This window comes from Pseudomonas sp. PDM09 (assembly GCF_014852305.1).
Taxonomy (GTDB): Bacteria; Pseudomonadota; Gammaproteobacteria; order Pseudomonadales; family Pseudomonadaceae; genus Aquipseudomonas.
The window spans coordinates 328,782-342,152 of record NZ_JACVBI010000008.1 but is presented as its reverse complement, the minus strand read 5'-3'; the positions used below and the strand labels follow the sequence as shown (position 1 = coordinate 342,152).

Annotated in this window: 13 protein-coding genes; 4 read left to right on the top strand and 9 right to left on the bottom strand. The window is 57.2% G+C overall.

Annotation, left to right across the window (positions count from 1 at the left end):
* Positions 1 to 255: 255 nt before the first annotated feature.
* The 6 genes from msrQ to IB250_RS20840 all read right to left on the bottom strand — a co-directional run bounded on the left by msrQ (position 256) and on the right by IB250_RS20840 (position 6,239).
* Positions 256 to 876 carry a protein-methionine-sulfoxide reductase heme-binding subunit MsrQ gene (msrQ, locus tag IB250_RS20865; protein ID WP_192345435.1) on the bottom strand — a complete coding sequence of 207 codons (621 nt, stop codon included), beginning with the start codon at positions 874 to 876 and terminating at the stop codon, positions 256 to 258.
* Positions 876 to 1,889 carry a protein-methionine-sulfoxide reductase catalytic subunit MsrP gene (gene msrP, locus IB250_RS20860; RefSeq protein ID WP_192345434.1) on the bottom strand — a complete coding sequence of 338 codons (1,014 nt, stop codon included), beginning with the start codon at positions 1,887 to 1,889 and terminating at the stop codon, positions 876 to 878. The genes msrQ and msrP overlap by 1 nt, the downstream gene beginning before the upstream one ends.
* Before the next feature lie 63 nt (positions 1,890 to 1,952).
* On the bottom strand, positions 1,953 to 2,810 hold the full coding sequence (gene pssA / locus IB250_RS20855) for a CDP-diacylglycerol--serine O-phosphatidyltransferase (RefSeq protein WP_123497220.1): 858 nt from the start codon (positions 2,808 to 2,810) through the stop codon (positions 1,953 to 1,955).
* Positions 2,811 to 2,956: 146 nt separating this feature from the next.
* On the bottom strand, positions 2,957 to 3,973 hold the full coding sequence (gene ilvC / locus IB250_RS20850) for a ketol-acid reductoisomerase (protein WP_003185459.1): 1,017 nt from the start codon (positions 3,971 to 3,973) through the stop codon (positions 2,957 to 2,959).
* A gap of 47 nt (positions 3,974 to 4,020) precedes the next feature.
* Positions 4,021 to 4,512, bottom strand: a complete 492-nt coding sequence (gene ilvN, locus IB250_RS20845; RefSeq protein WP_003176102.1) for an acetolactate synthase small subunit — start codon at positions 4,510 to 4,512, stop codon at positions 4,021 to 4,023.
* A gap of 2 nt (positions 4,513 to 4,514) precedes the next feature.
* Complete coding sequence (locus IB250_RS20840) at positions 4,515 to 6,239, bottom strand: acetolactate synthase 3 large subunit (protein ID WP_123497228.1); 1,725 nt, start codon at positions 6,237 to 6,239, stop codon at positions 4,515 to 4,517.
* 400 nt (positions 6,240 to 6,639) lie between these two features.
* Here IB250_RS20840 and IB250_RS20835 point away from each other — a divergent pair, with 400 nt between their 5' ends.
* On the top strand, positions 6,640 to 7,062 hold the full coding sequence (locus IB250_RS20835) for a DUF4124 domain-containing protein (protein ID WP_192345433.1): 423 nt from the start codon (positions 6,640 to 6,642) through the stop codon (positions 7,060 to 7,062).
* Between the two features lie 124 nt (positions 7,063 to 7,186).
* Here the strand turns inward: IB250_RS20835 and IB250_RS20830 are convergent, their stop codons facing one another.
* From IB250_RS20830 to mrcB, 3 genes are read right to left on the bottom strand one after another with little or no spacing between them, the layout of a single operon-like run.
* On the bottom strand, positions 7,187 to 7,522 hold the full coding sequence (locus IB250_RS20830) for a YqcC family protein (protein WP_123497216.1): 336 nt from the start codon (positions 7,520 to 7,522) through the stop codon (positions 7,187 to 7,189).
* Entirely contained in the window at positions 7,522 to 8,256 is a 735-nt protein-coding gene (locus tag IB250_RS20825) for a tetratricopeptide repeat protein (protein WP_123497214.1), read from the bottom strand. Before IB250_RS20825 ends, IB250_RS20830 begins: the two co-directional genes overlap by 1 nt.
* Before the next feature lie 16 nt (positions 8,257 to 8,272).
* Positions 8,273 to 10,591: a penicillin-binding protein 1B gene (gene mrcB / locus IB250_RS20820; protein ID WP_192345432.1), complete on the bottom strand. Its 2,319-nt coding sequence runs from the start codon at positions 10,589 to 10,591 to the stop codon at positions 8,273 to 8,275.
* A gap of 118 nt (positions 10,592 to 10,709) precedes the next feature.
* Between mrcB and IB250_RS20815 the strand changes: the two genes are divergently transcribed.
* The 3 genes from IB250_RS20815 to IB250_RS20805 all read left to right on the top strand — a co-directional run bounded on the left by IB250_RS20815 (position 10,710) and on the right by IB250_RS20805 (position 13,207).
* Positions 10,710 to 12,266 carry an AAA family ATPase gene (locus IB250_RS20815; RefSeq protein WP_192345431.1) on the top strand — a complete coding sequence of 519 codons (1,557 nt, stop codon included), beginning with the start codon at positions 10,710 to 10,712 and terminating at the stop codon, positions 12,264 to 12,266.
* 91 nt (positions 12,267 to 12,357) lie between these two features.
* The gene (locus IB250_RS20810; RefSeq protein ID WP_052967693.1) at positions 12,358 to 12,702 is read left to right on the top strand and encodes a pentapeptide repeat-containing protein; all 345 of its coding nucleotides are present in this window, start codon (positions 12,358 to 12,360) and stop codon (positions 12,700 to 12,702) included.
* Positions 12,703 to 12,934: 232 nt separating this feature from the next.
* On the top strand, positions 12,935 to 13,207 hold the full coding sequence (locus IB250_RS20805; RefSeq protein ID WP_007902045.1) for a TfoX/Sxy family protein: 273 nt from the start codon (positions 12,935 to 12,937) through the stop codon (positions 13,205 to 13,207).
* Positions 13,208 to 13,371: the final 164 nt, after the last annotated feature.

Here is a 13,371-nt window from a genome sequence, read left to right as displayed (position 1 = left end):
TCGTTAGCGGGAGGCGAATTCTACAGCGTTACTCGCTGCTGTCAACACCTCTTTTTCTCCGCTTTCGACCGAGAAGATCGAACCGTCAAAAGAGCCAAACAACACCGCTCTTTCAACTCCTTCTGGCCTCGATGAACTGAAGCGTAACCGCTGCCGAAAACTGCATAACTCATTGTTTATCAAGGAGTTTTCCGTTTCGACTGCGCCGGAAGTGGGGCGAATTATAGACGTCCAGAATCTGCCGTCAACTCTTAATTATGCTTTTCTTGCAGAAGGGCGCTTTTTAGCTGTTAAACGTGGAATCCGGCGGATTACAGGCGGCAATCTCAGCACCAACAACAACGCACCTATAGAAGCATAGATCGCCCACTCCTTCAGATCGGCACGTACGATCCACAACATATGCAGCAATCCGAGCCCGAGAACCACATAAACCAATCGATGCAGTTTCTTCCAGCGAGAACCTAAACGCCGCTGACTGTAGCGATTAGAGGTAACCGCCAATGCCAGCAAACAGAGAAATCCCAGCACTCCTACAATAATGTAGGGCCGCTTGCGCAACTCGATACCCAACTGCGACCAATCAAAGCCAAGAATGAACGCGGTGTAACCGCTCAAATGCAGAACAACATAAGCGAAGCACCACAACCCCAACTGCCGCCGAACCGCTATCCATCCCGGCCAACCAGTGAGCTTCTGCAATGGCGTCATGCTTAATGTAATGAGCAGCAGCACAAGCGTCCCCTGCCCCAGACGGTCAATCAATACTTTGCCTGGATCAGGTCCCAGCACATCCGCCCAAGCCTGATACAACCAAAGCACTGGCCAAATCGCTGCAGTGATGAACACGCCAATACGCCAATACGGATATCGCATCAGTAATGCTTCCGCAAATCGAGCCCTGTATAGAGAGAAGCAACTTCATCCGAGTAGCCGTTGAACATTTGCGTGTCCCGCACATTGGGCTTGAACAGACCGCTCGGCAAACGCCTTTCCCGTGCCTGGGTCCAGCGCGGGTGATCGACTGTCGGGTTCACGTTCGCATAAAAACCATATTCATCGGAGGCGATACTCTGCCAAGTAGTTTTCGGCTGCTCGCTGACCAGGCTGATCCGCACGATGGATTTGATGCTCTTGAAGCCGTACTTCCAGGGCACCACCAGACGCAGCGGCGCACCGTTCTGATTCGGCAACTCACGCCCATACATGCCCACAGCAAGAATCGCCAATGGATTCATTGCTTCATCCAGACGCAACCCTTCTACATAAGGCCAGTCGATCAAGGCAAAGCCGGAACGCTGCCCGGGCATACTCTTGGGATCCTGCAAGGTTTCGAAGCGAATGAACTTGGCTTTGGACGTCGGCTCTACTTCCTTGAGCAACGCCGAAATGGGAAAACCTATCCACGGAATGACCATCGACCAGGCCTCAACACAGCGAAGACGATAAATACGCTCTTCCAGTTGATAAGGCTTCATGAAGTCTTCCAGCGCATACCGCCCCGGCTTCCCCACCTCCCCGTCCACCACCACGCTCCAGGGTTCGGTTTTCAGCGCACCCGCGTTGGCCGCGGGATCACCTTTATCGGTACCGAACTCATAGAAGTTGTTGTAATGGGTCGCATCCTTGAACGGTGTGATCGCCTCGTCCTTGACGTTGACCGCCTCCCATTTGGTAGAAGGAAGCTTTTCGGCAAACCAGGTGGGCGCCTTGCCAGACTCGACATCAGCATAACGCGCAACATCATCGGCACTCGCCCAACGCGGCAGACTGCTCACCGCCAAACCTGCAACGGCAGCACCTAATACACTGCGGCGAGAAAGGTAGAGGGATTCAGGCGTGACGTCCGACTCATGACAGTCAGACGCTTTGGGGACTTTGATCAGCATGACAACTCCGCAGCTTTGGAGGACAGATGCACCCATAGACTGCGGAGTATGAGGGAAATTACATCACTCGGCTTTTTTGTGGCGACGAAGACGCAACAGGTACTGCACCGGCCCGGAAGCCGCATAGGCAAGGAAGACCAGCAGCAGAATACGCGGCGGATCACTGAACACAACGGCGAATACCAATACCACCGCGAGAATCGCGACAAAGGGAACGCGCCCTTTCAAGTCCAGCTCCTTGAAGCTGTTGTACTTGATGTTACTAACCATCAGCATCCCGGCGGCGGCAACCATCAGTGCAACCAGGAACGACATCTTGGAACCCTGAATGCCGTAATCGCTGAATGCCCAGACAATGCCCGCGACCACACCGGCGGCGGCCGGGCTGGCCAGACCGATGAAGTAACGTTTGTCTGCTGTGCCGACTTGAGTGTTGAAACGCGCCAGACGTAACGCCGCCCCCGCCACATAGATGAAGGCGACCATCCAGCCGACCTTGCCCATATCGCCCAGGGCCCAGCCGAATGCCAGCAATGCCGGCGCCACACCAAAGGCAACCATGTCCGACAGCGAGTCATACTCGGCACCGAAAGCGCTTTGGGTATTGGTCATACGGGCAACGCGACCATCGAGGCCGTCAAGCACCATGGCAACGAAAATCGCGATCGCGGCAAACGCAAAATATTTGCTCGCGCCGATCACATCACCCGCACTCAAGGCACTCTGGGCGCTCATCGAGTTGATGATGGAATAGAACCCTGCGAAGAGGTTCGCAGTGGTGAACAGATTCGGCAGAAGATAGATACCACGATGCCGGACTTTACGACCTTCAGCGTCATGCCCTTCTTCGATGTGTTCATCGATGGGCAGAAGGCTTTCGGCGTCAGAAGCCTGCTTTGGCTCTTCGGGACGTTCGCTCATGGACATTTACCTTGCAACGGGGTGGAAAGTTTCGACAGATGTCTGGGACGACGGTTCGGCCACAAACAATGCAGCTTTATACCAGAACCGACGGATCCAAACGAAAAAACGCGGCCTAGGCCGCGTTTTCCGTACAAGCTCGGGACTTAGTTCTTGGCTTTGTCGACGATCTTGTTGGCACCGATCCACGGCATCATGGAGCGCAGTTGCTCACCGATGATTTCGATACCGTGGGCGGCGTTGTTACGACGCTTGGCGGTCATCGAAGGATAGCCGGTGGCGCCCTCGCTGATGAACATCTTGGCGTATTCGCCGTCCTGAATACGTTTCAGGGCGTTGCGCATGGCCTGACGGGATTCGGCGTTGATCACTTCCGGACCGGTCACGTACTCGCCGTACTCAGCGTTGTTGGAGATCGAGTAGTTCATGTTGGCGATACCGCCTTCGTACATGAGGTCAACGATCAGCTTCAGTTCGTGCAGGCATTCGAAGTAGGCCATTTCCGGCGCGTAGCCAGCTTCAACCAGGGTTTCGAAACCGGCTTTTACCAGCTCAACGGTACCGCCGCACAGAACGGCTTGTTCGCCGAACAGGTCGGTTTCGGTCTCGTCCTTGAAGGTGGTTTCGATGATGCCGGTACGACCGCCACCAACGCCAGCAGCGTAGGACAGTGCAACGTTTTTGGCGTTGCCCGAAGCATCCTGGTAGATAGCGATCAGGTCAGGGATACCGCCGCCTTTGACGAATTCGGAACGCACGGTGTGGCCCGGAGCTTTCGGCGCGATCATGATCACGTCGAGGTCAGCACGTGGCACAACCTGGTTGTAGTGAATCGCGAAACCGTGGGAGAAGGCCAGGGTGGCGCCTTTCTTGATGTTCGGCTCGATTTCGTTCTTGTACAGGGCAGACTGGAACTCGTCCGGGGTCAGGATCATGACCAGGTCGGCAGCCGCTACGGCGGAAGCAACGTCAGTCACTTTCAGGCCGTGGGCTTCAGCTTTGGCAACAGTAGCCGAACCTTTACGCAGACCAACAGTAACGTCAACGCCGGAGTCTTTCAGGTTGCACGCTTGAGCGTGGCCCTGGGAACCGTAACCGATGATGGCAACTTTCTTGCCCTGGATGATCGACAGGTCGCAGTCTTTATCGTAGAAAACTTTCATGAATTTCCCCTTTATATCTGGCCCTTCAGGCCATTCGCTAATTTGGTTTAGATGCTCAGTACTTTGTCGCCGCGGGCAATCCCGGTGACGCCACTGCGTACGGTTTCCAGAATCGAGGCAGTCCCGATCGATTGAATGAAGCTGTCGAGCTTGTCGCTGGTACCGGTCAATTGAACGGTATATACGCTAGCGCTGACATCAACGATCTGCCCACGATAAATATCGGTGGTGCGCTTGATCTCGGCGCGCTGGGCGCCGGTGGCCTTGACCTTGACCAGCATCAGTTCGCGCTCGATGTGAGCACTCTCCGACAGGTCGACCAGTTTTACCACTTCGATCAGCTTGTTCAGGTTCTTGGTGATCTGCTCGATGACTTCATCGTGCCCTACCGTGGTTAGCGTCAGACGCGACAGGGTCGGGTCTTCGGTTGGCGCCACGGTCAGGCTTTCGATGTTGTAGTTGCGCTGCGAGAACAGGCCGACTACACGAGACAAAGCGCCCGGTTCGTTTTCCAGAAGCAAGGAAATAATGTGCCGCATGATTAAGTACGCTCCGTCTTGCTCAGCCACATATCGCGCATGGAGCCGTCTTTGATCTGCATCGGGTAGACGTGCTCGCTGGTGTCGACCGAAATATCGATAACCACCAGGCGATCTTTCATGGCGAACGCCTCTTCCATCTTCGACTTCAAATCTTTCGATTCGGTGATGCGCACGCCAACGTGGCCATAAGCCTCGGCCAGCTTGACGAAGTCAGGCAACGATTCCATGTAGGAGTGCGAGTGGCGGCTGCCATAACTCATGTCCTGCCACTGGCGAACCATCCCCAGTACACCGTTATTCAGAATGACGATCTTTACCGGCAAACCGTATTGCAGGCAGGTCGACAGTTCCTGAATGTTCATCTGGATGCTGCCCTCGCCCGTAACGCAGGCGACGTCGTCATCCGGGAAGCTCAGCTTGATGCCCATGGCCGCCGGAAAACCGAAGCCCATGGTGCCCAGGCCACCGGAGTTGATCCAGCGGTTTGGCTTGTTGAACGTGTAGTACTGCGCAGCGAACATTTGGTGCTGACCCACGTCGGAGGTCACAAAGGCGTCGCCCTTGGTCACTTCGCACAGGGTTTCGATCACGGTCTGCGGCTTGATCACGCTGCCGTCGCCCTTGTCATAAGGGAACAGGCCGCGATCGCCGCGCCACTCATCGACTTGCTTCCACCAGCTGGCAACGGACTCCTTGTTCGGGGTCTCGCCGATTTCCTTGAGGATCGCGACCATTTCGGTCAGGACACTTTCGACCGGACCGACGATAGGCACGTCTGCCTTGATGGTCTTGGAGATCGAAGCCGGGTCGATGTCGATGTGAATGATCTTGGCATTCGGACAGAACTTGGCCGGGCCGTTGATCACGCGATCGTCGAAGCGCGCGCCGACTGCAAGGATGACATCGGCATGGTGCATCGCCAGGTTGGCGGTGTAGCTGCCGTGCATGCCGAGCATGCCAATGAACTGACGGTCGGTGCCAGGGTAGGCACCCAGGCCCATCAGGGTATTGGTCACTGGCAGGTTGAGCATCTTCGCCAGTTCGGTCAGCGGCGCGGAGCCACCACCGAGAATCACGCCGCCGCCTGAATAAAGCACAGGACGCTTGGCCGCCAGGAGCATTTCGGCTGCCTTGCGGATTTGCCCGGAGTGACCGCGAACGGCCGGGCTGTAGGAACGCAGCTTGGCTTTTTTCGGGAAGATGTATTCGAACTTCTCGGCCGGGTTGGTCATGTCTTTCGGGATATCGACAACGACCGGACCAGGACGACCGGATTGCGCCAGGTAGAACGCTTTCTTCATGACTTCAGGGATTTCCGACGCATGCTTGATCATGAAGCTGTGCTTCACGATTGGCCGGGAGATACCGATCATGTCGGTTTCCTGGAATGCATCGGTGCCTACCATGGTGCTAGGCACCTGGCCGGAAATGATCACCATCGGAATGGAGTCCATGTAGGCCGTGGCAATACCGGTGATGGCGTTGGTTGCACCCGGGCCGGAGGTTACCAGTACCACACCGGCTTTACCGGTGGCACGGGCATAGCCGTCAGCCATATGGGTCGCAGCCTGCTCGTGACGAACCAGGATGTGGGTCACTTCCGGTTCTTTGAACAGGGCATCATAGACATGAAGAAGAGCACCACCCGGGTACCCGTAGATATATTTGACGCCTTCGTCACGCAAAAAGCGGACGAGCATCTCACCGCCAGATAAAAGCTCCACGTTGTTCACCTCTAAAACGCCAGAATACCGCCCACATACAAGAGGACGGGTCTTAATAGGTTTACTTCTCGGCAGAGCATGAGCGACGGTGGTCGCCGACTACGTCAGCACTGACTGAGCAAGTATTGGGATCGTCCCAAGTGTTGCGGGCCTTTCCCACCCAGCGCGAGGTAACGCGTTGCGGGTGTAACAGGTCGGCGCGGATGTGCGCCTCATGATCTACCGAGTGGGTCTGCTTCTGGCAGTCCCTCTACAGCGGACTTTGGATTCTTCTGTTTCGCCCATCGCAAGTCAAGCCGTCAATGTGCTTTATTCGAACTAAGCGCATGAGAACGCAAGAAAAAACCTTTAAACCGCAACTGTGTTAGCTTCGATTGCGCACCCATGACAAGGAAATGGCATGCGAACGTTCTTCTTCACCGCCGGCTTGCTGATCAGCCTGAGCCCTTTGTGCATGGCGGGCCAGATCTATAAATGGGTCGATGCCCAGGGCGTTACCCATTTCGATGCGCAACCGCCCCCAGGCCAGGAGCCCGCCCTCGTGGTGACGCCCGCCCCGCCCGTCGGCAAACCAGGTACGCCAACGCGCAGCAACGTCATAGGCGATCAACAGGCTATCGACAACAAAGTGAAAAAGCAGGTTGCCGAGCAGCAAGCCCAGCTAAAAGTATTCTGCGAACAGGCTCGAACCAACCTGGCTCAACTGCAGAACAATCCGCGACTACGGGAGGATGTCGACGGTGAGATGCGCCGTCTGACCGACCAACAACGTCAGGAGCGCATCACCGAAGCACAGAAACAGATTGCGAAAAACTGCATGTAGGAGCTGTCGAGTGAAACGAGGCTGCGATCTTTTGATTTTGCTTTTAAGAACAAGATCAAAAGATCGCAGCCTCGTTTCACTCGACAGCTCCTACGGTTCCTACGGCTCCTACAACGGATTGGAGTTAGCGAGAGGCGGTGATCAACAGGTCGAACTCTTTGAGCAAGACCTGAAGCTGCCGATCCTTGCCTTGGACGTTGCGGGCGGCGAAGACCATTTCGGCCATCTCCTGGATTCCCGATGCGTTTGGCAAGGGTAGATCCTGCTCCAAAATCGTTTTCATGCGCGGCAGGAAGATCCATTGCAGCCATTGCTCGAAATCCAGCGTATCCACCGAAAACGGCTCGACACTTGAAAGCGCTTCAGCGGACGGCGGAACTTCGTCCCACCAGCCCTGAACGCGCAGTTCGCGTTCGATCAACAGCAACTGTTCGGCAATCTTCGGGAAGCGTGCATCCATCACAGCGAGACCTTGGCCTTCTGACGCGCCAACGCTGCACCGGCGGAGTCACCCTGTTTCTCACGCGCCTGGGCGATCAATTCCCACAAGCTGGCCTGAAGAGCCGGACGACCATTGGCGAACGTCAAACCACGACGAGCGAACTGTTCGGCCTGAGCCGCATCGCCTTGAGCCATACGTACCTGGGCCAGACGATAAAGCACTTGCGGCTCACGCGGCGCGACACGCTGGGCGCGTTCGAGGCTGGAAGACGCACCATTAAGGTCGCCACTGGCCTGTTGCTGCTGGGCAGTGGTCAACAACGCCAGAACCGGACCGTCCAGTTGCTCATCGGCAGACAGGCCGCCGGAGCTCGCCGAAGGAATTCCGCTCGGCGTAGATGGCATGCTGTAGCTGCCCTGGTTGATCGGTGCCGACTGAACCGGCGAGGTATCGATCGGGCCCGGAGTGATCGGGCCTGGGGTAATCGGCGAAGTGCTGATCGGGGCCGAGGAAACAGCGCCACCACCCGGCACCATCACGACGACGCCAGTATCACCTTGCGGGATTGCCTGAGTCTGGGCTTGTGCAGGACGTTTTACCGTCGACTGCCGGAAACCGCCATTCGCCGAAATCCGTTCGCTGTTGGAGACGGCGCTGCCGGAGTCCACAACCGGGATCGAACCACGCTGTACGGTGGAGCAGCCGCTGAGCAAAGCTACGGCGGTCACTGCTGGAATCAACCACTTGTTCACTTGAAACCCTCTTTGCTTAATTCATCCAGCCCTTGACCCAATCCATCACCGATTCAGCAGGGCTTTCGCCACCGCAAGCGGGACCGGGAGGCGGTTCGCTGCCGCGAATATACGGCATCTGCACTGCGCCTGGGCAGCTGCCTTCAGAACCTTGCCCCGTGCGCGAATCGACCCAGGCCTGAACAATGTTGTCCGGCTGCGGCATGTCCAGCGGCAGCGGATCGGCCTTTCGCATGAAACTGGTCCAGACCTGCAGCGCACCGGTGGCACCGGTGAACGGTGTCTTGCCGTTATCATCGCGCCCCAGCCAGACCACCGCCAGCAGATCCTGACTGAAACCGGCGAACCAACTGTCCCGCGAATCGTTACTGGTACCGGTTTTGCCGGCCAGGGTCAGGGTTTTCGGCAACACGTTATAAACCGAACTACCGGTGCCTTCACGCATGACTCGTTGCATGGCGCTCTGAATCAGGTAAATGGACGCCGGATCGAACTGCTGCTGAATCTGGAACGGATAACGCTTGAGCGGCTCGCCCTCGGCAGTCAGCACACTGCGAATCCCGCGCATCGGCGTATTGAACCCACCATTGGCCAGCGTCTGGTACATGGTCGCCACTTCGATCGGGGTCATACCGCCGGCACCCAGCAACATCGACGGGAACGCCGGAAATTCCCGACTCACCCCCAGACGCGCCAGGGTCTTCAAGACATTCGGTACGCCCACCGCCAAGCCGAGACGTGCGGTCGACAGGTTGTAGGAATGCGCCAGCCCTTGATAAAGGAACACCGTACCGTGGGAACGGCGATCATAGTTCTGCGGTTTCCAGACCTGACCGTCCGCGCCTTTGACCGAGAAGTAGTCGTCCGACAGCCAAGTGGTCAGCGTGTACTGGCTTGGCTTCTCGAGGGCTGTCAGATAAACCGCCGGCTTGATCAACGAGCCGATCGGTCGTACCGCGTCCAGCGCCCGGTTGAAGCCGGCAAAACTCGCCTGACGACTACCGATCATGGCCTGGACTTCGCCGGTTTCCGGGTTGGTCACGACCATGGCCGCCTCAACCTCATCGGAACCCTTGCGCCCGGACAGACGCTTGAACGTGTCATTGACCGAGGCTTCGGCCTTCATCTGCAGGATCGGGTCGAAACTGGTGAAGATCCGCAGACCTTCTTCGGTCAAGTCTTCGTCGCGGTAGTCTTCGCGCAACTGACGCTTAACCAGGTCGAGGAAGCCCGGGAAAGAGCTGTCGGCCAACTTGCCGCGAGTGGTCACACCCAGTGGCATTTTCTTCGCCGCCTCAACCTGTTCGGCGGTGGCAACGCCTTGTTCCGCCAGAACATCGAGCACCAGATTGCGCCGTTCCAGCGCCCGCTCAGGGTTGCGACGCGGGTTGTAATAGGACGGCCCCTTGACCATACCCACCAACAAAGCGACTTGATGCAGTTTCAGCTCGGACAATGGCTGCCCGAAGAAGAACTGGCTGGCCAGGCCGAAACCGTGCACCGCGCGCTGACCATCCTGGCCGACGAACACTTCATTGAGGTAAGCCTCAAGAATTTCGCGCTTGTCGTAATGCAACTCAAGCAACAACGCCATCATGGCTTCGGTGAGCTTACGGGTCAGGCTGCGTTCGCTGGTGAGGTAGAAGTTCTTGACCAACTGTTGCGTCAGCGTACTGCCACCTTGGGTCATCTTGCCGCCCGAGGTGTTGACGTAGATGGCTCGGGCAATCGACTTCGGCGACACGCCCCAGTGGCTGTAGAAATCCCGGTCTTCTACGGCAACCAGGGTTTCGAGCAGATACGGCGGAACCTGATCGATCTTGATCAGGATGCGGTCTTCAAGGTTTTTCGGGTAAATCCCGCCAATCAGCAGCGGCTCCAGTCGCACCACAGAGAGCTTCGAACCGTTGGTCGCCGAGAGCTCGGCCACGTAATCGCCGGAGAAGCGCACGCGCACAGGCTGAGCTGTCTCCATGCCTTCATAGAACTGGAAGCCACGGGTATTCAAGTCGATGGTATTGCCATTGACCGCCGCCGCGCCAGGGCCGTTGCTGACGGCTTCGCGTCGGTAGCCCAAGGCATCGAGCTCGGTGAGGAAGTCTTCCTTGCTCAGCTTTTGGCCAGTGAACAGCTCAAGCGGGCGCGCGTACACCTTGGCCGGGATGGTCCAGCGCTTGCCGGAGAACTTCTCCTGGACCACAGCGTCGAGATAAACCGCGAACCCGGCAAGCACCACAAGGCCGACCAGGCTGAGTTTAAGGGCCCAGCCCAGCCAGGGGCGCATGCCCTTGGAAGGTGGTTTTTTGGGGGTGCGGGGGGATCGAGTACGAGTCATGGCGGCGGATTATACGCACTTTATTCATCCTCAACAGAAGCCCGCTGAGGTTTGCGTCGAGCAGACTTGCGGCCATAATGGCGGCCTTGAATTTTTCCCAGACTCTGAAGGATCGCCTGTGAGCCAGTCCCTGATCGCTGCCCTGCAAAACCCGGCCCTCTACCCGCATCCCGTAGAAGGGTTTCAGGTCATCGAAACCCATATTTCGTGGGTGCTGCTCACCGGCCCCTACGCTTATAAAGTGAAGAAGCCAGTGAATTTCGGCTTCCTCGACTTCACCAGCCTCGAGGCTCGCGAGCATTTCTGTGCTGAAGAGCTGCGCCTGAACCAGCGCCTGACCCATGATTTGTATCTGGAAGTGTTGCCTATCACTGGCAGCGCCGAGGCGCCGCAACTGGGTGGCGATGGCCCGGTTGTCGATTACGCCCTTAAAATGCGTCAGTTCCCACAAAGCCAATTGCTCAGCACTCTGCAAGCCAATGGCGAATTGACCACCACGCACATCGACGAGATGGCGGCGCAGATCGCTCAATTCCACCTCAGCGCGCCGAAAGTGCCTGCCGAGCACGAAGCCGGTACGCCGGACAGCGTGATGGCGCCGGTACGGCAGAACTTCGAACAGATCCGTCCGTTCCTCAGCGACAAGGCCGATCTGCTACAACTCGAGGCGCTGCAAGCCTGGGCCGAAAGCAGCTTCGAACGCCTCAAGCCGCTATTCGCCCAGCGCAAGGCCGACGGTTTCATTCGTGAATGCCACGGTGACATTCACTTGGGCAACGCCACCGTGATCGACGGCAACGTGGTGATCTTCGACTGCATCGAGTTCAACGAACCGTTCCGCTTCACCGACGTTTACGCCGACACCGGCTTCCTGGCCATGGACCTGGAAGACCGTGGCCTGAAGAGCCTGGCGCGCCGTTTCATCAGCCAATACCTGGAACTGACCGGCGACTATCAGGGCCTTGAGCTGCTGAACTTCTATAAAGCCTACCGCGCACTGGTTCGCGCCAAGGTCAGCCTGTTCAGCATGCCGGCCGAGGCCGATCCGGTGCAGCGCGCTACCACGCTGCGTCAGTACCGCAACTACGCCAATCTGGCGGAAAGCTACAGCACCATTCCTTCGCGTTTCCTGGCGATTACCCACGGTGTTTCCGCTGTCGGTAAAAGCCACGTGGCCATGCGCCTGGTGGAAGCCCTCGGCGCCATTCGCCTGCGTTCCGACGTCGAGCGCAAGCGTATGTTCGGCGAGCAAATCGTACCGAACGACCCGCAGGCCGGCATCTATAGTGCTGACGCCAGCGCCGCCACCTATAGCCGTCTGCATGAAATCGCCGGTGTAATTTTGCATGCCGGTTTCCCGGTGGTGGTCGATGCCACGTACCTCAAGCGCGACCAACGCGACGGCGCGGCAAAAATCGCCGAAGCCACGGGCGCGCCGTTCCTCATCCTCGACTGCGACGCACCGCAAGCGGTGATCGAGAGCTGGCTGAAGCAACGTCAGGCAGACAATAACGATCCGTCCGACGCCAACCTGGCCGTTATCGCCGTCCAGCAAGCCAGCCGCGAGGCCCTGACGCCAGCAGAAATTCTCTGCAGCAAACGCGTCCAGACCAATGAAAGTGGCACGCTCGATACCGTCGTTGCGCAGATCCGCCAACGTCTGCCAGGCCTGTAAGAAACTATTTCAACCGTGAAGCCCTCACCGGCTTCACGGCTATCAAATAGTGGCACTATACTGGCGCCATAAAACCATCAGGTGATGCGACATGAGCCAGCCGAAACTTCTCGACACCCCGCTTTATGCCTTGCTGCACAAAGACGACATCACAGGCTTTAACAACGAGCGCCCGAAAGATGGCCCCATCGACATGGTCGGTGGCGACTTCCGTGGTCTCGATCTGCGTGAACTGAACGCCGACGGCGTCGACTTCACCGATGCCTATTTCCGCTCCGCCGACTTGCGCGGCATCGACTTTCGCAACTCTTCCCTGGAAGGCGCGAGCCTGGCCCACGCACAGATCTCCGGCGCGTACTTCCCGCCAGAGCTGAGTGCCGATGAGATTCTGATGTCGATGAATTTCGGTACGCGACTGCGTTATCGCACCCGCTAAAAGCGACGCTCTACCAAGTCCGGCGCACCTGCCTTGCGCTGGACTTGTACTTTTTTTACCCCCCGAAACTCACACCTTCCGACCGCACTCGCAGCCTTTTCCCGCCACTTCCAGAGCCCGCGTCTTAGAAGCTTTTACGTCGAAACCGACCAAACAATCACGCTTTTCCTACTGATGGCTACACTGCTGAGAGGCTCGCCCACGCACCGTTCGGCTGTCGCAAGGAGGCTTGATGAATGATGAACTGCAACACCTGAAGAATCTTGGCAAGACGTCGGCGCAATGGCTGCATGCCGTGGGCATCCACAGTGCATCGGACTTGCGTCGGCTGGGAGCTGTGGATGCTTATCGGGCCGTGCGCACGCGCGGTTTTCGGGCTTCCAAGGTGTTGTTGTATGCGATCGAAGGCGCACTGATGGATGTTCACTGGAACGACATTCCCGCCGAACGCAAGGAAGCTTTGAACAAACAACTGGACGCCATCTCGTCACGCCACAAGATTTGAACGGGTAATTACGCTTACGCACACAGCCTGAAGAGCAATGATTGCAAGGCCTTCACCAAAGGAACTGGTGAGATCCACAGAAATTGAAAATCAGCGGTTGACTTGGTAATGAGAATCGCTATGATTATCACAACTGGTCGCGAGACTGGTCGATATTCTGAAAA

Bases quoted from the DNA above. Each gene is read 5' to 3' on its own strand.
- msrQ (WP_192345435.1), bottom strand. From the start codon at position 876: ATGCGATATCCGTATTGGCGTATTGGCGTGTTCATCACTGCAGCGATT.
- msrP (WP_192345434.1), bottom strand. From the start codon at position 1,889: ATGCTGATCAAAGTCCCCAAAGCGTCTGACTGTCATGAGTCGGACGTC.
- pssA (WP_123497220.1), bottom strand. From the start codon at position 2,810: ATGAGCGAACGTCCCGAAGAGCCAAAGCAGGCTTCTGACGCCGAAAGC.
- ilvC (WP_003185459.1), bottom strand. From the start codon at position 3,973: ATGAAAGTTTTCTACGATAAAGACTGCGACCTGTCGATCATCCAGGGC.
- ilvN (WP_003176102.1), bottom strand. From the start codon at position 4,512: ATGCGGCACATTATTTCCTTGCTTCTGGAAAACGAACCGGGCGCTTTG.
- IB250_RS20835 (WP_192345433.1), top strand. From the start codon at position 6,640: ATGCGAACGTTCTTCTTCACCGCCGGCTTGCTGATCAGCCTGAGCCCT.
- IB250_RS20830 (WP_123497216.1), bottom strand. From the start codon at position 7,522: ATGGATGCACGCTTCCCGAAGATTGCCGAACAGTTGCTGTTGATCGAA.
- mrcB (WP_192345432.1), bottom strand. From the start codon at position 10,591: ATGACTCGTACTCGATCCCCCCGCACCCCCAAAAAACCACCTTCCAAG.
- IB250_RS20810 (WP_052967693.1), top strand. From the start codon at position 12,358: ATGAGCCAGCCGAAACTTCTCGACACCCCGCTTTATGCCTTGCTGCAC.
- IB250_RS20805 (WP_007902045.1), top strand. From the start codon at position 12,935: ATGAATGATGAACTGCAACACCTGAAGAATCTTGGCAAGACGTCGGCG.